Here is a 19,167-nt window from a genome sequence, read left to right on the forward strand (position 1 = left end):
CGAAGGGAACATGATGTCGGACGTTTTGATCGTCGGCGGCGGCTTCGCCGGAGTGTGGAGCGCGGCCGCCGCGGCGCGCCTCCGGGGTGACGACGACCTGCGCATCACGCTCGTCGCGCCCCACGAGGACCTGGTGCTGCGGCCCCGGCTGCACAAGCTCGACCCGGCGTGGGCCCGCGTCCCCCTGAAGCGGATCCTGGAGCCGATCGGCGTGACCCACGTCAGAGCGGAGGTCACCGGCCTCGACGTCGGCGGCTCGACGGTCACCGCGGGCGGCGACACGATCGGCTACGACCGGCTGGTGCTGGCGGCCGGCAGCCGGCTCGTGCGAGCCGGCCTGCCGGGCGCGCGACACCTGTTCGACATCGACAGCGCCGACGGGGTGGCACGCCTGAACGGCCACCTCGGCGACCGTACGGGCCTCACCGTCGTGGTGATCGGGTCCGGTTTCACCGGGCTGGAGATCGCCACCGAGCTGGCCGGCCGCGGGCGCGTCGTCCTGCTGGAACGCGCGGACGTCGTCGCGCCCGAGCTGGGCCCGGGGCCCCGGCCCGTGATCGCGGCGGCCCTGGCCGAGCTGGGCGTCGAGGTGCGTCTCGGGGTGAGCGTGCGGTCGGTGACCGAGCAGGGCGTCGTCCTGGCGGACGGCGAGAGCGTCCCGGCCGACGCCGTCGTCTGGACCGCCGGGATGCGGGCCCACTCCCTCACCGAGCAGATCGCCGCCGAGCGCGACGGGCTCGGCCGCCTGCGGGTCGACCGGCATCTGCGCGTCTCGGGCGGGGTGTTCGCCGCCGGGGACGTCGCCGCGGCCATGGCGGACGCCTCGAACCACGTGGTGCAGAGCTGCCAGTTCGCCACCCCCATGGGCAAGGCGGCCGGTCACAACGCCGCCGCCGACCTCCTCGGCCTGCCGCTGGTGGACTTCACGCCCGACCCGTACGTCACCTGCCTCGACCTCGGCGCGGCCGGTGCGGTGTTCACCACCGGCTGGGACCGCGCGGTGGCGCTGACCGGGCAGGACGCCAAGGACCTCAAGCAGACGATCCTGGAAGTGATCCACCCGCCGCTCGACGACGCCGAGGAGATCCTCCGCCAAGCCGGTCAGCAGAGCAACGAGGTGACCGGCTGACGGGAGCGACGTCCGTTCCGGGCCGGGCAGCGGGGCCGTCGAGCCGTGCTCCTCGAGCTCCAGCCGCAGCACACCGTCGTCCTGCGACATACGGACGTGCACCGGCTCGGTCGTCCGCGCGACTGCGTTGGCGACCACTTCGGTGACGAGCAGTTCGGCGGTCGCTGAGTCGTCGAACCCCCAGCGCCGCGCCTGCGCGCCCACGCTGTGCCGCACCGCCGGCACCGAGGCGACGACGGGCGGGAAGACCCAGGCCCGGCGGCGGCGCCGGCCCCGGATCTCGCGATCGGAAGTGCTCATGGTTTCCCCCGCAGATGGTGTGAGCGGGCCCGGAGGCCCGGATGAATTCCTCACATCTCCAGCCTCCGACGCGGGGCCGGCGGGGATAACCGGGGAACTACGTGTTCACGATTCAGGTACGTAGGTAGCGGGCCACGTACGTCCGGTGGTCCGGATCGAGGTGGCCCGCCGCGCCGTCCGTCCTCAGGGTCTTCCGCGCCCGGACCGGCGCCTGCTGATGCCGGCCAGGCCGACCGCGATGAGGAGCGCCGCGCCGTTGAAGACCTGGCTCACCCATGAGGGCGCGCCGACCAGCGTCAGGCCGCTGACACTGACGGCGACGAACAGCACCCCGACGACGGTTCCCAGGACGGAGGGCCGTCCCACCTCGAAGACGATCGTGCTCAGGAAGACCGCCGTCAGCGCGGGGAACAACATGTTCATCCCGTTGTCGGAGGTCGCGGCCCCCTGACGGGCCAGAAGCAGCACGCCGGCGACACCGGCCACCAGCCCGGCCAGCGCGAACGACAGGAACGTGATCCTCGGGACGTTCAGGCCCACCAGGCGCGCCGCGCTCGCGTTGGAGCCCACGGCGAACAGGTGGCGGCCGAGCGGCGTGTGCCGCATCACGAACCAGACCGCCACGGCGATCACCGCCGCCGCCACCACGATCCGCGGAACCCCGAACACCGACAGGGATCCGAGGTCGGTGAGCGACTCGGGGATGTCCTTGCTGATCTGCAACCCGTTGGTGTACGCGAAGACGGCGCCGCCCAGCAGGGTCGCCATGCCCAGCGTGGCGATGAAGGGGTTGATCCCGTAGCGGGCCACCAGCAGCCCGAGCACCGCGCCCGCGAGCGTGCCGGAGACGATGGCCAGCAGGATCGCCACGGGAAGCGGCAGCCCGACATGGGACACCGACGCCGCCGCCACGACGGACGACGTCGCGGTGACCGCCCCCACGGAGAAGTCGAAGGAGCCGGCCGCCATGGGGAACAGCAGGGCGAGCGCCACCGTGAGCCCCACCGCCTGGCTGGCCAGCACCGAGCTGATGTTGGCCGCGCTGCGGAACGCCTCACCCGAGGACGGCAGGAGGGCGAACACCAGGATCATGGCGACGAGCAGCAGGAGCAGGCCGTACCGTTCGACGAAGCCGGCGACGGACCGGCCGCGGCCGGCGGGCGGGTGCTGCCCGCGCGACGTGGCCAGGTCGCTCGGCAGCGCCGCCGAGTCCGTTGAAACGTCAGTCACGTGTCGACTCCTTGCGGGCGGTCTGGGTGAGTCCGGCGATGGCGGCCTCCGTGAGCCGGGGGCCGTCGAGCTCGGCGACCTGCGTCCCGTCGCGCAGGACGATCACGCGATGGCACAGGGCCTCGAGCTCCTCGAAGTCCGACGAGACGACCAGCGCGGCGTTGCCCCTGGCCACGTGCTGCCTGACGAGCTCGTGGATGTCGGCCCTGGCCGGCGCGTCGACGCCCTGGGTGGGCTCGTCGAGCAGCAGCAGGCGCGGGTCGAGCCGGAGCCAGCGGGCCAGCACGGCCTTCTGCTGGTTGCCGCCGGACAGGTGGGTGAAGGGGGCGTCCGCGGTGGCGGAGCGGATCCCGAAGGTCTCGATCAGGCCGATGGCGTCGCGCCGTTCGGACGCGCGGGCCATCCGCCAGCCGGACCAGTACTTGCCGATGACCGTCGCCGAGACGTTCTCCCACAGCGGGAGATCGGCGAAGGCGGCGTCTGCGCCGCGGTCCTCGGGCACCAGGGCGACACCGCGCCGGATGGCGTCCCTGGGCGACCGGAACCGGGCGGGCACCCCGTCGACCTCGAACCCGCCGCCTTCGGGGCCGGCCTGGCCGAAGAGGGTCCGCAGCAACGTCGAGCGGCCGGATCCCAGCAGCCCGGCGATACCGACGATCTCGTGCCGCCGTACGGTCAGCGAGACCTCGCGCAGCGGAGCGGCCGCCAGCGCGCCCACCTTCAGGATCGCCGGGGCGCCTGTTCCCGGGCCGGAGCGGGCGGTCTGCCTGCGCAATTCCTGGCCGGTCATGAGCGTCACGATGCCGGACTCGTCCAGGTCGGCGACGTCCTGATCGGCGACCAGGACGCCGTCGCGCAGGACGGAGATCCGGTCCGCGATCGCGAGCACCTCCGGCAGGCGGTGACTGACGTAGACGATGGTCTGCCCCCGCCGCTGACACCTGCGGATCGCTTCGAGCAGGACCTTCGCCTCGTGCTGCGACAGGCTCGCGGTGGGTTCGTCGAGCACGAGCGTCAGGTGTTCGTCGCCGTCGCGCAGGGCTCGGGCGATGGCCACCAGCGTGCGGTCGCTGGGCCGCAGATCCCGGACCAGGGTCTGCGGATCGACGTCGACGTGCGCCTGTTCCAGGATCGTCCGGGCCGATCGGCGCAGCTCCCGCCAGGAGATGGCCAGTCCGGCCCGCCGCGGATAGCCGCTCTCCAGGGCGAAGTTCTCACTGACCGTCAGGTCGGGAACCAGCCCCAGGTCCTGGTGCACGAAGCGGAGCCCGGACCGGCGGGCGATCGCCGGTCCGTACGAACCCGTGGCGTGTTCCTGGCCGCGGATGGTGATCGTGCCGCCCTGGTCGGCCTGGTGGACCCCGGCGAGGATCTTCAGCAGCGTCGACTTGCCGGAGCCGTTGCCGCCCAGGAGGGCGTGCACCGAGCCCGGCGCGATGCCGCACGCCACGTCGCGCAGCACCGGTACGCCGTCGAAGGTCTTGGTGATCCCGCTCAGCCGGACGGCCGCAGCAGGGGCGCCGCCGGTCATCGCGGCGAGCCGTTCCACGTCTTGGCATACGCGGCGGCGAAGTCGATCGGGCCGACGTACTCGGCGCCGGGGGCGGGAAGGTTGCGGTCCTTGTCCACGATCTGGATCCCGATGCCGGCGGGGGCGACCTGTTCGCCGTTGAAGACGCGGTTCAGGGCGTCGATCGTGGCGTAGGCGCGGTAGCCGTTCGATGCGCCGAAGCAGTACTGCTGGCCCTTGCCGCCACGGATGTAGTCCAGGTTGTCGACCTGGCACTCGTTGCCGATGACGACCAGGTCCTTGCGGGGGCTCGACACCAGGGCCGGCTGGACGCCCGCCACGAAGAAGTGGTCGACGTCGACCGCGACGACGTTGGCCTGCGGCGCCTGCACCAGCGCGGTCTCGAACTTCTGCCGGAGGTTCGGCACGTCGGCAGGCGCGATCTTCACCGTGTTGACGATCTCGCACCCGCCGCAAGTGGCGATCCGATCCGTGAAGCCCTTGGCCACGTAGTCGCCGAAGGAGATGCCGTGGAAGGCGATGTGCAGCACCTTCGCCTTGCCCTGGGTCCTGGCGATGGCGAGATCGGCCCTCATGGCGCCGAGCCGGGTGTAGAAGTCGGCCAGTCTCGGCATGTCGGCGCTGTAGCCGGCCGGGGCGTCGAACTGCGGGGAACTGCCGTCCTGCGTGGGGTCGTCACAGTCGAACCCGCTGAACGAGGCGATCTTCACACCGGCCTTCCGCGCCTCCACCAGGGACTGCCGTACGGGGGCGCAGTCCACCGAGACCAGCACGATGCCGGTGGCCCCCGCCGCCGTGGCCTGGCGGACACAGGTGGACATGCCGCCGTTGACGTTGTTCAGGCCGTCGCACACCTGGGCCTTCCAGCCCAGCTTGGTGGCCGCTTCGGTGAGCTGCTCGGCCTGGTAGGCCAGAGCGCGGACCTGCTGCCACGCCGTGATCACCCAGACGTTCTCGTCCTTCGCGGGGGCGGGGCCCGACGATGGCGGTTCGGAGTAGGTGCCGGTGTAGCCGTTCTCGACGGCCTTCACCGCCGCGTCCAGCACGGCGGGGGAGGTGCCGGAGGTGCCGCCCGCCTCGCCCGGCGAGGCGGCGCCGCAGGCGGCCAGGGAGAGGCAGGCGGCCAGGAGGATGGACAGGAGGGAGGCACGGGAATTGAGGGGAGCGTTGACCATGACGAGCGTTCCTTGATCTGGCCATGCTCTCGTCCGGGGACGGCTGAGCGTGGGGGGTGGGGGGAGTCGATCAGATCGCGTAGCGGGGTGGGCGGGCGGCGGTCCAGCCGGTCGCCGCTTCCATGGAGTGGGCCAGGCGGATCAGCGTGGCCTCGTCGAACGGCGCGCCGATCAGCTGCGCGCCGATGGGGAGCCCGTCGGCCGAGGTGTGCACGGGCAGGCTGATGGCGGGCTGGCCCGTGACACTGGCCACCGAGGTGAAGGAGACCATGGCCAGCGCGCTGGGCATCGCGGTCTCGGGATGCCGGTTGGCGTCGTCGAGCACGGCGCCGAGCGGTGGTGGCGGCCCGGCCATGGTGGGGGTGAGCAGGACGTCGAAGTCGCGCCGCCACTGGGCGACCACCTGCCGCGACTCGGTCTGCAGCAGGGCCACGGCCTGCGCGTAGTCGCCGGCGTCGATGTCGCGAACCCGCAGCCACCGGTGCCGGTTGTACGGCTCGGCGAGCTCGGGTTCGTCGAAGGGATGCACGTAGAGGGACGTGGGAATGATCTTCTCCACGTACGCGTGCCCGCCTTGCGGGCTGAGCAGGAAGGGCTGGACGGGAAAGACGTCGTGACCCAGCTTTTCGAGCAGGCCGGCGGCGACCAGGGCGGCGTTGACGCATTCGGCGTCGACCGGGAGCCCGGTGGGGGCGTCGAGGAGCAGGCCGACGCGCAACCGGCCCGCCTCCCGGCCCAGCTCCGCCGCGAACGGACGGGCGGGGGCGGGCGCCTGGAACCAGGCGAGCGGGTCGGGCGCGCTGAGCGCGTCCAGGATGGTGGCGGCGTCCTCGACGTAACGGGTGATGACCCCTTCCGTCGTGCAGTACTCCCACCACGACTGAAGGTGCTGAGGGATCCGCGCCCGGCTGGGCTTCAGCCCGACCAGGCCGCACGCGGACGCCGGCATGCGCAGTGATCCGCCGCCGTCGTTGCCGTGCGCGACGGGCGCCATGCCCGCGGCCACGGCGGCCGCCGCGCCGCCGCTGGAACCCGCGGGCGAACGGGTGAGGTCCCACGGGTTGGCGGTCGCCCCGTAGCGGGCGTTCTCCGTCGCGGGCAGCGTGCCCATCTCGGGGGTGTTGGACCGGCCCATGAGGATGAAGCCGGCCTCCAGCAGCCGGTCGACGACCAGGTCGTTCACCGTACGGGGAACGCTGGAGACACCGTGCGAGCCCATCGTGTTGGGCTGCCCGGCGACCGAGGTCAGGTCCTTGACCGGGAGCGGCACGCCGTGGAACGGTCCCGTCGGCGCGCCGGACAGCAGTGCTCGTTCGGCCGCGCGGGCGGCGGCCAGGACCTCCTCGTCGTCGCGCCAGATGATCGCGTTGATCTCCGGGTCGAGTCTGTCGATCCGGTCCAGGTACGCGGTGGCGACTTCGGTCGGGCTGAGGTCCCGGGCACGGATCGCGCCGGCCAGCCTCACTGCGGACGCGAACAGGTCCATGAGTGTCCTCCCATCACGGCTCCGCGGCACGGTCCAGGCCGTGGAGCCGATCGATTGCCCCGATGGTCGGTGGCGTTCAGGTGTGTGGGCGGATCCGCCGAGAAGTGCTTGCGACCCTCGGGCGTCCGGGATGACGTGATGCGCTTACGACGGTGGTCGACGGCTCGTAGGGGCCTGTGTGTGGCCGGCTGTTCGGGCGAGCGAGTCACCCGGCACGTCGTTCACGTGCGTAGATGTGCTCGACATGCGGCCACGGTAAGCCCAATGTTCCACATAGGCGTACAGTATTCTGCTATGGAGAATCCGCGGCCTCCGTACCCTCTCAACTCCGTCGACAACGCGCTGCGTATCCTGCAGATGTTGCGCGACCAGGACAGCATCCGGGTGAGCGAGGTGGCCGACGAACTGGGCGTGGCCCGTTCCACCGCCCATCGCCTGCTCGCCATGCTGGTCTACCGGGGCTTCGCCGTTCAGGACGACAACCGCGGCTACCTGCCCGGCCCCTCCCTGTCGGCCCCCCACGTCTCCACCGGGATGCCGCTGCGCTCGCTGCGCCGCGTCCTGCTGCCCCACATGGACGCCCTGTGCGAGCGGGTGGGGGAGACGGTGAACTTCGTGGTCCGCGTGGGCACGCAGACCCGGTTCCTCGCCACGGTGGAGTGTCCGCAGGTGCTCCGCGTGGGGGACCGGCAGGGCACGATCCTGCCGGCCCGCCTGTCGTCGGGAGGCCAGGCGCTGCTGGCCCGCCTCAGCGACGCGGAACTGGCCGAGCTCTACCACACGGGCGAACCCGATCAGGCGGACGGACGGTGTCCGGGTACGGTCCGTCCCGGCGATTCGGACGCTCCCGAGACGATGTCGCCCGACGGCTTCCACCGGCTGATCACGTCCCTGGGGTGGGTGCGCGAGCGGGGGTACGCGCTCAACCTGGAGGCGACCGAGGTCGGCATCTGCGCCATCGGCATGTGCGTCGTCGACCGCTCCGACCAGGCGGTGGGCGCCCTGACCATGGCGATGCCCACGTCCCGGTTCTCCCGGGATCGGCTGCCCTCGCTGGTGGCCGAACTGCGCTTCACCGTGATGCGGGCCGGCGGGGACCTCTGACCCGCGTCCCGCCGCGCCTTCCGCGAGAGGCGCGGTGGATCATGGAGGGGTGGAACCACTGCCCTCGCCCCGCGGACCAGGCCGCGTGATCCTCCTCAACGGCGCGTCGAGTTCGGGGAAGTCGTCCCTGGCCCGGTCGCTCCAGCAAGCCCTGGACACCCCGTTCCTGCACGTCTCCTCCGACCAGTTCGTCGAGGCGGGCATGCTACCGCCGCGGCGCGAGCCTGATGGGCCGTTCGCGTGGTGGACCCAGGTGCGGCCCCGGTTCTTCGCCGGGTTCCACCGCTGCCTGCCCGCACTCGCCGACGCCGGCAACGACCTGATCGTGGAGCACATCATCGAGTTCCCCGCCTGGCGGGACGACCTGGCCCGCCTCCTGGGACACCTGGACGTCTTCCTGGTCGGCGTCCACTGCGACCTGGACGAGCTCGACCGGCGGGAACGGGCACGCGGCGACCGGCGGATCGGCGAGGGCCGCGGCCATGTCGAACACGACCGCATCCACACCTTCGGCCCCTACGACCTCGACATCGACACGACCTCGGGCGTCACGCCCGCCCTCACCACGACCGTCCTGGACGCCTGGCGACACCGCACCGCACCCCGCGCCCTGCGGTGACAGCCCGCCCCCGGACCTCGGGCGACCGTCTCGGCCGCTTCCGGCGTCGTCACCAGGTCACGGGGAGTTCGTACACCCCGTACACCTGGCCGTCGTGCTTGAAGGGGATCTTCTCGAACTCGGTGGCCAGGGTGAGGGTGGGGATGCGCTTGTAGAGGGTGCCGTAGGCGACCTGCAACTCCATCCGGGCCAGGGGCTGGCCGAGGCACTGGTGGACGCCGAAGCCGAAGGCCACGTGCCGGCGGGCGTCGCGGCGTACGTCCAGTTCGTCCGGGGCGGGGAAGATCTCGGGGTCGCGGTTGCCGATGTCGTTGGCCACGATGATGCCCTCGCCCGCGCGGATGAGCCGGCCGCCGACCTCGATGTCCTCCGTCGCGACCCGGCGGCGCCCACCGTGGGTGATGTTCAGGTAACGCAGCAGTTCCTCGACCGCGCCCGCGATCAGCGAGGGGTCCTCGCTCCCGCGCAGCAGGGCGAGCTGGTCGGGGTGGCGGAGCAGGGCGAGGGTGCCGAGGGCGATCATGTTGGCGGTGGTCTCGTGACCGGCCACGAGCAGCAGCACGCCCATCTGGGCCGCCTCCTGCCTGGTCAGCTCGCCCGCCGTGACCCGGGCGGCCACCTTGGACAGCAGGTCGTCGCCGGGACGGTCGAGCTTGTCGCCGACCAGCCCGTCCAGGTACTGCCTCAGACGCCCGCCCGCGGCGGCCCTCTCCTCGACCGACACGTCCCGCTTGACGATGATCTTGCTGTTGTCCTGGAAGAAGTCATGGTCGGCGTACGGGACGCCGAGCAGCTCACAGATCACCAGCGACGGCACCGGCAGCGCGAACGCCTCCACCAGGTCCACCGGCTTCGGCCCGGCCAGCAGGTCGTCGATGAGGTCGTCGACGATACGCTGCACGGCCGGGCGCATCTGCTCGACCCGTTTGACGGTGAACGCCCCTTGCACCATGCGGCGCAGGCGGTGGTGCTCGGGGTCGTCCATGAGGATGAAGCTGATCGAGCTGTCGGGGCGCTTGGGGGTCAGGATCGGCAGCGGGTAGCCGGGCCGGGTGATGTCGGAGCTGACGTGCGGATGGCTCAGTACGGCCTTCTGCTCGGCGTACCCGGTGACCAGCCACACGGTGCCGCCGTCGCGCAGCCGTACCCGGGTGAGCGGCGTGTCCCGCTGGAGCGCCTGCAGGGCCGGCGGCGGGTCGAACGGGCAGGCCGCCGCCCGCACGCCGGGGAACTCGGGCAACGTGCCGGATGTGTCCTGGTCCGGGATGGCCGTCATGACGGTGTTCCTTCCGCTTGATGGGTCCGGTCGGCCGCGCCGGTGGTGGCGGGGGCCGTCCAGATCGCCGCGACCACGTCGATCAGCCCGGTCGCGGCGTCGTGCCAGGTCGGCCGTACGGTGGGACGGCCCTCGGCGAGGGCGCGCTCCCGCTCTGCGCACATGTGCACGACGAGCCGGGCGGCCATGTCGGCACGTTCGGCGCGTACCTCGGGGGTCAGCCGGGGGAGGCAGCGCCGCAGGCCGTCCACGACGCGTTGCAGGGTCGGCGAGGTCAGCGCCTCCTCGCTCATGATCTGGCGCAGGGCGGGGTCGGTCATCATCTGGGCGGCGAAGCGGGCGTACCAGGTGGGGGTGCCGAGACCGGACAGGTACTCCGTGAGTGAGCGGACCAGGCACCCGACCCAGTCGCGTACGTCGGTCGAGCCCTCGACCTCGGCCAGCATGCGGCGGCGCAGGAGTTCGACGTCCTCAGTACGTTTGCGCACGATGGCGCGGACCAGGTCGGCCTTGGTGCCGAAGTGGTAGCCGACGGCGGCGTTGTTGCCCTGGCCGGCGGCCAGGCTGATCTGGCGGTTGGAGACGGCGTACACGCCCTGCTCGGCGAACAGTCGCTCGGCGGCGGCCAGGATCTGCTCACGGGTGGCGTTGACCCGCTCGGCCCGTACGGCGCTCATCGACATCCGCCATGACTCACCGGCACTCTCCTTTGTCATGTCCAGGTAACCAACGCGGACCGGTGTAAGTCAAGCGACTGCTTTAACGGGCGGCCTGCGATGACAAAGATCGTGGAATGCCGGACACTGACCGGATGGATGACGCGGTGGATGGAATGTTCGATCCTGCGGACCTCGCCCTCTGGGCCCTGCACTGCTACTGCCCCAACGCGATCCGAACGCCGCATCAAGTGGTGTCTGAGGGAAACAACGGACGGGCCCTGTACGCGGCACGTCACGGCGTCGCGAGACGTGATCTGGACATCTCCGACGAGCAGTTGGCCAAGCTCCTGGAGTTCCGCCTTGTGGAACGTGACGGCGAGCGGCTTCGAACCGCCTTCCCGGTGCTGGGCCCTGGTGAAATGAGCCCTTTGCGGGCGGCCCTGCGACGCCTGGCGATCCCGCTCGTCGACGCCGTCGAAAAGCCGGTACGACAGCTCGCCACGGAACTGCGGCACCGGGGGATCGGTCACAGCCTGTACGCGATGGTGTTCGGTTACGCGCTGGATCTCCTGTTGTGGCAGCGGTTACGCGCCGAGGAAGCCGTGCCCGACACCACGTTGACCGCCGAGCGCCCTTGGTGGAACGGGGCGTTCTGGGCCATCCACCCACCACGCGCCGACAGTTCCGGCACGAATTTCCACCGCCTGACCGAAGATCTCACCCTGGTGGCCGTCTGGTCGGACGCCACCCTGCGCCGCCTGTACGACCTGGCCGCCACACCCCGGATCGCGGAGGCGCTGCGAGATCGTCACGTGAGCGGGGTCACCGATCCGGAAGGACATCACTGGCGTGTGCGGCTCGACGACGGCCGCTCCGCTCTGCCGCTCGTCGGTGTGGGCGACGTCCTCGACGAGCTCGCCTCCGCGGTCGCCGCTCCCGTCTCCGCTTTCCTGCTGAGCCGTGCCTGCCAGGAGGCGCACCGGTACATCACCACCGGTGACCGGAAAGTGGCCACCGTGGTCATCTCCCATGAGCTGATCTGGGAGATCACCGAGCAGCTCATCGCGCGCGGCGCCTGCGCTCGCGCGCCCCAGGGCGAAGATCTGACCGGCCTGCTGTTCCTCCTGGCGGCCCGGAGTTCGTGATCGCCGTTGACGCTGTCAACCGCCTGCTGAGGGAGTGGCCTGCCACTGTACGGCGGGGCTCTGCGTGCCGGTGAACGACGAGGAGCTCCAGCTCGGCGGGGCGCCCGCGTGGTCTTCGTCCGCCGTTCCTGAGGTCGCGTACAGCGTGCCCTGGTCGGCGGGACGGACGAGGAACGGGCCGCAGGTCCTGATCTCGTCGGTGCCGTCGAAGTCGAGCAGGCAGTGGCGCAGCGTGAACCTGTTCCTGGTCAAGTGGTATTCGCGGGACCTGAGCAGGTTCTCCTTGAGGTTCATCGGCCAGAGCCACACGGTGACGCCGCCCTCGACCACGCCCCGCCCCACCGGCTTGGCCAGCGCCGAGATGACCAGGCCCTCGGGCTTGCGCTCGATGCAGGGCAGGAAGAAGATCTCGGCCTGCTCCACGTACGCCCACCCCGGCCGGCACGACGCGGTCGCGGGGGTGGCGGGCGGCGCCGGCGGAAAAGGTGCGGGCGGCCGGGGCCACACGCCGCGCGGCCACACGTCCGACACCAGGAGCCCGGCCACCACCGACACGGCGAGCAGACCGCCGATCGGCAGCAGCAGCCGGACGCGCCACCGGGAATTGGTCCGCCCACGATCTCGCCGGCTCTGATCAATCGGGCCGGCGGGCGTGTCCGGGACGGCCGGCTCAGGGCGATCGAGCGCGTTCTGAGCCGCCTGGGCACGTGCCAGGCGGGCCTTCCACTCCTCGACCTGGCCGTCGCAGGCGCGGACGTAGGCCACCAGTGCCTCCGTCGTGGGCAGGCGGTGCCCGGAGTCGGCCTGCGACAGGACGTTCGGCGCGACGTGCGTCTTCTCGGCCATCGTCCGATAGGGCGGGTCGCCCGCCTGGGCACGTAACTCGCGCAGCCCCAGCGCGAAGGCCGTCACCGGGGTGCCGTCGTGAACGAGTGGCTTCTTGCGCCTGCCGCGCCGCGAGCCGTCCGGCACCAGTCAACCTCCTGCTCGGCATTTGATCGCAATGATCGTAAGGCCTGGTGGAGATGTGTGATCAAACTTCTCGTCCCACATGATTCTGCCGCATGAACGTCTTCAAGATCGGCGGCGCCGTCGTCGTCGCCGCGCTCACCGTCGTCCCGGTGGTGCCCGCGTCGGCTCGGTCGCTGCCGGAGTGTTACGGCCAGCGGATCGTACGGGAGCAGATCCGGACCAACGGTGTGATCGGCACCTATCTGGACGTGTTCTACACCTCCTCCAACGCCACCATCTGCGCGTACGTCACCACCACCGAACAGTCGCAGAACACCCGCAAGCGCATGCTCGTCGCGCTTCGCCAGTGCGCGGAGCGGGGGTCCGGCTGCTCCACCTGGTCGACCCTCAGGACCGACAACGAGCTGACGCGCTCGGCGAGGCTCGCCGTCAAGCGGACGAAGCCCTGCTTCCAGGCATTCGGCGCGACCCAGTGGGGCGACCACCAGTGGGGCCACGTCACCACCTCGGCCATCTGCCCCTAAGGGACACACCATGATCACACGCCGCAACCTGCTCACGATCGGCGCGACCGCACTCGCCCTGGGAGCCCTGCCCGCGCGCGCCGCGTCGGCCACCGGGATCGTGACCGACGAACTCGCCCCGCTCGACGCGATGATGCGGGCCTTCCTCGCCGAACGCGACATCACCTGCGCGCAACTCGCCGTCGCCAAGGCGGGCCGGCTGGTGCTGGCCCGCGGCTACGGCTCGTACGGCCCGGCGAACACCGCGGTCCAGCCGACGAGCCTGTTCCGGGTCGCGAGCCTGAGCAAGCACATCACCGCCGCCGCGATCATGCGGCTGGTCCAGGAGGGCAGGCTCCGGCTCTCCGACTCCGTGGCCGACCTGCTCGGACTCTCGCTCGCCGCCGACCCCAGGCTGGTCACGGTCAGCGTGCGCCGCCTCATGCAGCACCTCGGCGGCTGGGACAAGACGGCCGCCGGACGCGACTACATCTTCTCCGACCGCGACATCGCCGCGGAGCTCGGCGTGCCGCTCCCGATCGGGCTGGAGCACATTCTCCGGTACGCCACCAGCCGTCCGCTCGACCACGACCCCGGCGCCCGCTACTCCTACAACAACTACAACTTCCTGCTGCTGGGCCGGATCATCGAGAAGGTATCGGGCCTGGACTACGCGACGTACGTCAAGAACAAGGTGATGGCCCCGCTGGGCGTGACCCGGCCGAGACTGACCACCAACCCGGGCACCGGCGAGGTGCCCTATCTGTCCAAGTACACCACCACAACCGTGCTCGACGAGTCCGGAAAAGTCGTGCCGTACCCCTACGGCGGCACCAACTACGCCAACTGCGACTCCTCGGGTGGCTGGGCGGCCTCCGCCGTCGATCTCGTCCGGCTCACGCGGATCTTCGACGGCACCACCTCGGTGCTCACCCCGGCCTCGGTCTCCGCGTTGCTGGCCAAGCCGGAGACCGGCGCGTTCGAGAGCGGATCCTGGTACAGCGGCGGCTGGTACGTCCGATCCGTGGGCAGCGGGCTCAACCTGTGGCATGCGGGTTCGATGCCCGGGGCCTTCGCCGTGCTGAGCAGGACCCACAACGGGATCGCGCTGTGCGCGACCTTCAACAGGCGCGAGGAGTCCGGCTCGCCCGACTTCGACGCCTTTCACGACGAGCTCTACGACGCCGCTCAGGCGATCAAGACCTGGCCTGCCGGCGACCTGTCCTCGCAGTACTTCTGACCAGGCTTTCGTCGACCCGCGGCGGCTGCCGGCCGTCTGGAACGGGTTCGCGTCCGATGTTGGACATCGCCTTCCGGTGGTGCGCGCCGGGGCGCGGGGCAGAGAAGTGGTACCCCGTCCCTTCGGAAGAAAGGGAACCTCGTGATCAGATCAGCGAGACGGCTCGCCATCGTCTCGGCCTTCGCCCTTGCCATGGCGGCTCTGCCTGCGTCGTCCGCCTACGCGATGAGCTCGTGGGTCTGCACCAGCGGCTCTCGTACCTATTTGGGCGGCGTCGTGGGCTACCACATACTGGGTTCCGGCTGCACCGGGGCAGGTTCGGGAGCCGGCTCGATCACCATCCCGTGGGGCACCTACGGCTGCGCGGTCATCAACCCGACACCCCAACTGGGCATCGTCAGCGGACTGAATTGCTGATCGCCGCGAGCGGCGACCGTCGTTCCACGCCGCACGCGGCGACCCAACCTATGATGATCCCCTTATGTGGCGAAAAATCGGGATAGTTGTGGTCTTGCTGCTGACCGGTTGTTCGACGGGGGAATCGAAGGACTGGCTGCTCAAGGATCCCAGTCGATGGCCCCTGGCGGCCTTGCCGGGTTCGGCCTCCAGGTCGGGCATGCCGAACGGGGCGGAAAAGGTGCTGGCGCGGATCCGGGTCGCGAAGTACGACATGGTGCCCTGGATCCACAGCAAGGGCGTGTGCGGGCTCGCCGACCAGGGATCCTCCGACGTCAACTTCAACATGAGCCAAGACCTGACGAAGTCGGAGGGCAACGTCGTCACCGCGGAAGCGGGCTTCGCGGGGCCCAGGGAACCCATGGTCGGAAGCGATTGGGAGAGCACGGTGACGCTGTGGTGCACGCCCACCCGGATGTTCGTCACCGTCGAGGCGAAAGATCTCGAAAAGGTGCAGTTGTTCGGGAACGCGGCGGCCAAGAAGACCAAGGGGAGACTGACGGTCGTGGTGGGCACGCCTGAGGCGGTCAAGGAATCACTCCCCGACGCGACCCTGATCGGTCGCTAGGCCGCGCGCTGGAGAGGAACGGTCACCGCCTGTCGAGAAGAAGCGGGAGCAGGATCAGCAGCCAGAAGACGGCGACGGCCGCCACGCTGAGCAGGACGCGGGCCAGGCGGACCGGGGCTCGCCGCCGGCGGGTCGGCGTACGCACGGCCGTCGTCACCGGGGCTCGGGCGTGGAGCCCTGGTTCTGCTCCAGGCGCTCGATACGTTCGACGAGCGGCTGCAACTGTTGCTGCACCGCCATGGCCAGCGCCTGCGCCGGATCACCGGCGGCCGAGGTCTGGGCACGAAGGTGCACGTAGCCGGCGAGGGCCGCAGTCACGGCCCGGCGGACCAGCCGCGGTTCGGCGCCCAGCGCCCGCAGTACCTGCCCGGCGGTGCCGTCGGGCTCGGTGATCAGTCCCAGGAGCAGGTGCTCGCAGCCGACGTAGTTGTGCCCGAGCGCGGTCGCCTCGGTGACCGTCAGTTCGAGGGCGGCGGCGGCGGGATCGCTGAAGTGGACCGAGGAGTCCCCACCGGCTCCGCCCTCTTCGCCGGACGCCTGCCGATCCAGGTCCCGCTGGACCTGTCCGGGGTCGATCTCGACCGCTTTGAGCACGTGCAGCGCCAGGTTCTGCCCCTCTGCGAGCATCCCGGCCAGCAGATGCCCGGTGCCGACGTTCGGCGCCGCGTCGGCGCGGGCCCGGTCGACGGCCAGCTTGACGACCGTACGGGCGCGGTCGGTGAACCGCGGCAGCCGTTCGGCCAGATCGTCGGCGCCCAGCTCGCCGAGGGCGGTCTGGCGGATGGCGGTGATCCGGCGTACCGCCTGCTCCAGCGCGCGCTGGCAGATCGCCGACACCGGGACGCCGGCGGCCTTGACCGCCTCGGCCAGTTCGTCGGGCAGGTACACGTTGATCTTCGGCACGGCGTCATCCTCCGAGCTTGGGGTTATCGGCGGGTTACCCTCTACTTATACATCCTCAGGGGTTATATATCGGCGAATCAATAACCCTAATCAACGGAAAGGCGGGCCCCGAAGCGCCCAAGGTCAGGACTGGGCAAGGCGTGGGGAACTGTGTGGTCACGGCTGAACCGGGCGACGGGAACTCCTGGAACGTTCCAGGAGATGCGGAGCTGTAGCCGCCCGGTCGCGCCCCTTCGGTCACCAGCTGGCGATGACGTCACGGCCCTGCGGGATGGCGAGGTCGAGAAGGCCCGGGAAGCGTGTGTCGAGGTCGTCTCGGCGCAGGCGGTTCAGTCGCCGGGTTCCCTCGTCCCGCTGGCGGATCACGCCGGCTTCTCTGAGGGCCTTGAAGTGGCCGCTCTGGGTGGACTTGCTGACCGGCAGGGCGAACGTGGTGCATGCCAGTTCGCCGTCGGGCTCGACGTCGGCGAGCCGGGCGACGATGGCCAGCCGGACCGGGTCGCCGAGGGCGGCGAGCACGGTGGTGAACCGCAGTTGGGCGCGGTCGGGGTGGACGAGTTCGGTCGCGGTACGGCTGGCCATGCCCCCAGGATAGCCAGACATGTTCGGGGTTCTCGAACATCTGCTATGTTCGGAAACTCCGAACATGTTCCGGAGGGAACGAATGCCGCTCGAACACTCCGCCGCCGACGCACCCGGCGGCACGCCACCGAACCGTCACCGTCCGGGCCCACGTGCCGGCGCGCTGGGCACGGACCTGGACGCGAAACCGACCCTGAGAGGGCGGTGGCGGTTCTGGGCCGTGGCTTATGCGTTGCTGATCCTGCTGACCGGCACGAACCTGCCGACGCCGCTGTACCGGGACTACCAGGCCAGGTTCGGGTTCTCGCCGCTGATGGTCACGCTGATCTTCGCCGCGTACGTCGCTGTGCTCATCCCCTCACTGCTGGTGGCGGGCCCGCTGTCGGACGCGGTCGGCCGCCGCGGAGTGCTGCTGCCGGCGGTGGCTCTGGCCGCGCTGGGATCGCTGGCGTTCGCCTTCGCCGCGAGTACGGGGTGGCTGTTCGCCGCCCGTATCCTGCAAGGTCTCGCGCTCGGCGCGGCCTCGGGGCCATTGACCGCGGCGCTGACCGAACTGGAACCCACCGGAAACCGGCGCAAGGCGGCGCTGGTGTCCACCGTGGCCTCCGTGGGTGGCCTGGGGCTCGGGCCGGTGCTGGCGGGCGTGCTCGCCCAGTACGCTCCGGCGCCGCAGGTGTTGCCGTTCGCGGTGGAGATCGTACTGATGGTTCCGGCGACGGCGGCCGTCGTCGTGCTGCCGGCGGCCCGCTCCAGGACGCGGTGGCGCCCACGCCGCCCCGAGATCCCCGCCGCCATGCGTACGGTGTTCGCCACCAGCGGGACGGCGAGCTTCCTCGGGTTCGCGGTGATCGGGTTGTTCCTCACCCTCATCCCCGCATATGCGGCGAACCTGTCGGGCAGCACGAACCTGCTGCTGGGCGGTGCGGCCGTGGCACTGATGCTGCTCTGCTCCGCGCTCGCCCAACTCCTCGGCTACGGCAGACCGGCCCGGACCCTGGAGATGGCCGGCCTGCCGCTGCTGGCCACCGGCCTGGTGCTGCTCGCCCTCGCCGGCGCGCTCGCCTCGCTGCCCCTGTTGCTCGCCGCGACCGTCATCGCCGGCACCGGCCAGGGCCTGGCGTTCCTCGGCGGCCTCACCGCGGTCAACCAGGGCGCGCCCGCCGGCCGCCACGCCGACGTCCTCTCCAGCTTCTACGTGATCATCTATCTCGGCGTCGGCCTGCCCGTCATCGGCGTCGGCTTCCTCGCCACCGTGGCCGGTCTTCTTGCCGCCGTGCAGTACTTCGCCGGTTTCGTCGCGCTGCTGTGCCTGGTGATGCTGTTTGTCCTCGTCCGAACGCGCCACCACACCTCACCCACCCCTCCCCAGGAGAAGCCATGAACGCCACCCGACTCGACGCGGCCTACCGCGACCTGCTCGCCGCGGCCGAAGCGATCGGCGACACCGCCACACTGGCCGCACCGGCACGCTCCGCGGCCGACTGGACCCTGAGCCACCTCGCGCTCAGCGACCGCATCCTCGCCGCCGCAGCACGCGACGTACTCGCCGGCCTGCCCGTCACCGTCGACAACCGCGAGGCCATGGACGACACCGCCGTCAACTCCTTGGTCGCCTCCACCACCCACGCCCAACGCGTCGACCTGGTACGCCGTAACGCAACCGACCTCAGCACCGTGATCAAGGCGATCCCCGACGACGACGCCGCCACACCCGTTCGGCTCCGCCTGGTCACCCGCGAGGGCGAACCGCTCCCCGACCGGCAGGTGTCCTTCGGCGAGCTGATCCGTCTACGGGCGACCGAACACGTCCCCGGGCACGCGGCCAGGCTCAGGACGCTCGCCACCACCGAGTAGCCCCCGCCTCGGCCCACCCCCGGTGCCACCGATCTCCAACCGGACGCCCACAGTGCGTCGATGCGAACGAATCATGCGCCCAGCGCTAACGACGTGGCCATGTCGATCATGTGAGGGTAGAGCGCGACATTTCACCTCATCACATGACGATCGGAGAGTTCGATGGCCATTTGGAAGCGCACGCTCGGCATCGCGGGGATCGCCCTCGCCTTCGCCGCCGCGGCACCGGTGACCACGGCGGCGGCCACGACGGCGGCCACGACGGCGGCCACGGCATCGGACTGGGAGCTCGCCGGGTACTACTACGGTCCCAACATGTACGAGGAGTGCCACCGGGACGGCGTACGGACCGGCCGCGGCTACAAATGCGTCTACTACCCCAGCAGCTGGGAGTACCCCCCGCGGCCGCACTACGAACTGATGATCCTCGTGTGA

At 70.6% G+C, this 19,167-nt stretch carries 21 protein-coding genes; 11 read left to right on the forward strand and 10 right to left on the reverse strand.

What is annotated here, in order from left to right:
• Positions 1-10 precede the first annotated feature (10 nt).
• The gene (locus IEZ27_RS15265) at positions 11-1,129 is read left to right on the forward strand and encodes an NAD(P)/FAD-dependent oxidoreductase (protein WP_229824000.1); all 1,119 of its coding nucleotides are present in this window, start codon (positions 11-13) and stop codon (positions 1,127-1,129) included.
• Between the two features lie 483 nt (positions 1,130-1,612).
• Here the strand turns inward: IEZ27_RS15265 and IEZ27_RS15270 are convergent, their stop codons facing one another.
• The 4 genes from IEZ27_RS15270 to IEZ27_RS15285 all read right to left on the reverse strand — a co-directional run bounded on the left by IEZ27_RS15270 (position 1,613) and on the right by IEZ27_RS15285 (position 6,851).
• Positions 1,613-2,659 carry an ABC transporter permease gene (locus IEZ27_RS15270; RefSeq protein WP_189647785.1) on the reverse strand — a complete coding sequence of 349 codons (1,047 nt, stop codon included), beginning with the start codon at positions 2,657-2,659 and terminating at the stop codon, positions 1,613-1,615.
• The gene (locus IEZ27_RS15275; RefSeq protein WP_229824001.1) at positions 2,652-4,208 is read right to left on the reverse strand and encodes a sugar ABC transporter ATP-binding protein; all 1,557 of its coding nucleotides are present in this window, start codon (positions 4,206-4,208) and stop codon (positions 2,652-2,654) included. The genes IEZ27_RS15270 and IEZ27_RS15275 overlap by 8 nt, the downstream gene beginning before the upstream one ends.
• Complete coding sequence (locus tag IEZ27_RS15280) at positions 4,187-5,365, reverse strand: sugar ABC transporter substrate-binding protein (RefSeq protein WP_189647786.1); 1,179 nt, start codon at positions 5,363-5,365, stop codon at positions 4,187-4,189. The genes IEZ27_RS15275 and IEZ27_RS15280 overlap by 22 nt, the downstream gene beginning before the upstream one ends.
• 70 nt (positions 5,366-5,435) lie before the next feature.
• Positions 5,436-6,851, reverse strand: coding sequence for an amidase (locus IEZ27_RS15285; protein ID WP_189647787.1), 1,416 nt, complete (start codon positions 6,849-6,851; stop codon positions 5,436-5,438).
• Positions 6,852-7,145: 294 nt separating this feature from the next.
• On the opposite strand from IEZ27_RS15285, the gene IEZ27_RS15290 reads away from it, so the two are divergent.
• A complete protein-coding gene (locus IEZ27_RS15290; protein WP_189647788.1) occupies positions 7,146-7,955 on the forward strand; it encodes an IclR family transcriptional regulator in 810 nt (269 codons plus the stop codon).
• An 85-nt stretch (positions 7,956-8,040) separates the two neighbouring features.
• Positions 8,041-8,574 (forward strand): chloramphenicol phosphotransferase CPT family protein, encoded by a 534-nt coding sequence (locus IEZ27_RS15295; RefSeq protein ID WP_229824002.1) that lies wholly within the window; start codon positions 8,041-8,043, stop codon positions 8,572-8,574.
• Between the two features lie 49 nt (positions 8,575-8,623).
• Here the strand turns inward: IEZ27_RS15295 and IEZ27_RS15300 are convergent, their stop codons facing one another.
• Positions 8,624-9,850, reverse strand: a complete 1,227-nt coding sequence (locus IEZ27_RS15300) for a cytochrome P450 (RefSeq protein ID WP_189647789.1) — start codon at positions 9,848-9,850, stop codon at positions 8,624-8,626.
• A complete protein-coding gene (locus IEZ27_RS15305; RefSeq protein ID WP_229824003.1) occupies positions 9,847-10,566 on the reverse strand; it encodes a TetR/AcrR family transcriptional regulator in 720 nt (239 codons plus the stop codon). The genes IEZ27_RS15300 and IEZ27_RS15305 overlap by 4 nt, the downstream gene beginning before the upstream one ends.
• Before the next feature lie 194 nt (positions 10,567-10,760).
• Between IEZ27_RS15305 and IEZ27_RS15310 the strand changes: the two genes are divergently transcribed.
• Entirely contained in the window at positions 10,761-11,654 is an 894-nt protein-coding gene (locus tag IEZ27_RS15310; RefSeq protein ID WP_189647790.1) for a hypothetical protein, read from the forward strand.
• Positions 11,655-11,669: 15 nt separating this feature from the next.
• Here IEZ27_RS15310 and IEZ27_RS15315 read toward each other — a convergent pair whose 3' ends face one another.
• Positions 11,670-12,626, reverse strand: coding sequence for a helix-turn-helix domain-containing protein (locus IEZ27_RS15315; RefSeq protein WP_189647791.1), 957 nt, complete (start codon positions 12,624-12,626; stop codon positions 11,670-11,672).
• A gap of 92 nt (positions 12,627-12,718) precedes the next feature.
• On the opposite strand from IEZ27_RS15315, the gene IEZ27_RS15320 reads away from it, so the two are divergent.
• The 4 genes from IEZ27_RS15320 (at position 12,719) to IEZ27_RS15335 (ending at position 15,393) form a co-directional block, all read left to right on the forward strand.
• Positions 12,719-13,150: a hypothetical protein gene (locus IEZ27_RS15320; RefSeq protein WP_189647792.1), complete on the forward strand. Its 432-nt coding sequence runs from the start codon at positions 12,719-12,721 to the stop codon at positions 13,148-13,150.
• A gap of 10 nt (positions 13,151-13,160) precedes the next feature.
• The gene (locus IEZ27_RS15325) at positions 13,161-14,369 is read left to right on the forward strand and encodes a serine hydrolase domain-containing protein (protein ID WP_189647793.1); all 1,209 of its coding nucleotides are present in this window, start codon (positions 13,161-13,163) and stop codon (positions 14,367-14,369) included.
• 141 nt (positions 14,370-14,510) lie between these two features.
• Complete coding sequence (locus IEZ27_RS15330; RefSeq protein ID WP_189647794.1) at positions 14,511-14,786, forward strand: hypothetical protein; 276 nt, start codon at positions 14,511-14,513, stop codon at positions 14,784-14,786.
• A gap of 94 nt (positions 14,787-14,880) precedes the next feature.
• Complete coding sequence (locus IEZ27_RS15335; protein WP_189647795.1) at positions 14,881-15,393, forward strand: hypothetical protein; 513 nt, start codon at positions 14,881-14,883, stop codon at positions 15,391-15,393.
• 22 nt (positions 15,394-15,415) lie between these two features.
• Here IEZ27_RS15335 and IEZ27_RS54970 read toward each other — a convergent pair whose 3' ends face one another.
• From IEZ27_RS54970 to IEZ27_RS15345, 3 genes are all read right to left on the reverse strand, one after another.
• A complete protein-coding gene (locus tag IEZ27_RS54970; protein WP_268246064.1) occupies positions 15,416-15,550 on the reverse strand; it encodes a hypothetical protein in 135 nt (44 codons plus the stop codon).
• Positions 15,547-16,296: a Clp protease N-terminal domain-containing protein gene (locus IEZ27_RS15340; RefSeq protein ID WP_189647796.1), complete on the reverse strand. Its 750-nt coding sequence runs from the start codon at positions 16,294-16,296 to the stop codon at positions 15,547-15,549. The genes IEZ27_RS54970 and IEZ27_RS15340 overlap by 4 nt, the downstream gene beginning before the upstream one ends.
• Positions 16,297-16,533: 237 nt before the next feature.
• Positions 16,534-16,878: an ArsR/SmtB family transcription factor gene (locus IEZ27_RS15345; protein ID WP_189647797.1), complete on the reverse strand. Its 345-nt coding sequence runs from the start codon at positions 16,876-16,878 to the stop codon at positions 16,534-16,536.
• A 220-nt stretch (positions 16,879-17,098) separates the two neighbouring features.
• Between IEZ27_RS15345 and IEZ27_RS15350 the strand changes: the two genes are divergently transcribed.
• From IEZ27_RS15350 to IEZ27_RS15360, 3 genes are all read left to right on the forward strand, one after another.
• Entirely contained in the window at positions 17,099-18,259 is a 1,161-nt protein-coding gene (locus tag IEZ27_RS15350; RefSeq protein WP_229824004.1) for an MFS transporter, read from the forward strand.
• Complete coding sequence (locus IEZ27_RS15355) at positions 18,256-18,732, forward strand: hypothetical protein (protein ID WP_189647799.1); 477 nt, start codon at positions 18,256-18,258, stop codon at positions 18,730-18,732. The genes IEZ27_RS15350 and IEZ27_RS15355 overlap by 4 nt, the downstream gene beginning before the upstream one ends.
• Before the next feature lie 162 nt (positions 18,733-18,894).
• Positions 18,895-19,167: a hypothetical protein gene (locus tag IEZ27_RS15360; protein WP_189647800.1), complete on the forward strand. Its 273-nt coding sequence runs from the start codon at positions 18,895-18,897 to the stop codon at positions 19,165-19,167.

It is taken from the genome of Nonomuraea spiralis (genome assembly GCF_014648435.1).
GTDB lineage: Bacteria > Actinomycetota > Actinomycetes > Streptosporangiales > Streptosporangiaceae > Nonomuraea > Nonomuraea spiralis.

Bases quoted from the DNA above. Each gene is read 5' to 3' on its own strand.
- IEZ27_RS15265 (WP_229824000.1), top strand. From the start codon at position 11: ATGATGTCGGACGTTTTGATCGTCGGCGGCGGCTTCGCCGGAGTGTGG.
- IEZ27_RS15280 (WP_189647786.1), bottom strand. From the start codon at position 5,365: ATGGTCAACGCTCCCCTCAATTCCCGTGCCTCCCTCCTGTCCATCCTC.
- IEZ27_RS15285 (WP_189647787.1), bottom strand. From the start codon at position 6,851: ATGGACCTGTTCGCGTCCGCAGTGAGGCTGGCCGGCGCGATCCGTGCC.
- IEZ27_RS15290 (WP_189647788.1), top strand. From the start codon at position 7,146: ATGGAGAATCCGCGGCCTCCGTACCCTCTCAACTCCGTCGACAACGCG.
- IEZ27_RS15300 (WP_189647789.1), bottom strand. From the start codon at position 9,850: ATGACGGCCATCCCGGACCAGGACACATCCGGCACGTTGCCCGAGTTC.
- IEZ27_RS15305 (WP_229824003.1), bottom strand. From the start codon at position 10,566: ATGACAAAGGAGAGTGCCGGTGAGTCATGGCGGATGTCGATGAGCGCC.
- IEZ27_RS15320 (WP_189647792.1), top strand. From the start codon at position 12,719: ATGAACGTCTTCAAGATCGGCGGCGCCGTCGTCGTCGCCGCGCTCACC.
- IEZ27_RS15325 (WP_189647793.1), top strand. From the start codon at position 13,161: ATGATCACACGCCGCAACCTGCTCACGATCGGCGCGACCGCACTCGCC.
- IEZ27_RS15345 (WP_189647797.1), bottom strand. From the start codon at position 16,878: ATGGCCAGCCGTACCGCGACCGAACTCGTCCACCCCGACCGCGCCCAA.
- IEZ27_RS15355 (WP_189647799.1), top strand. From the start codon at position 18,256: ATGAACGCCACCCGACTCGACGCGGCCTACCGCGACCTGCTCGCCGCG.
- IEZ27_RS15360 (WP_189647800.1), top strand. From the start codon at position 18,895: ATGGCCATTTGGAAGCGCACGCTCGGCATCGCGGGGATCGCCCTCGCC.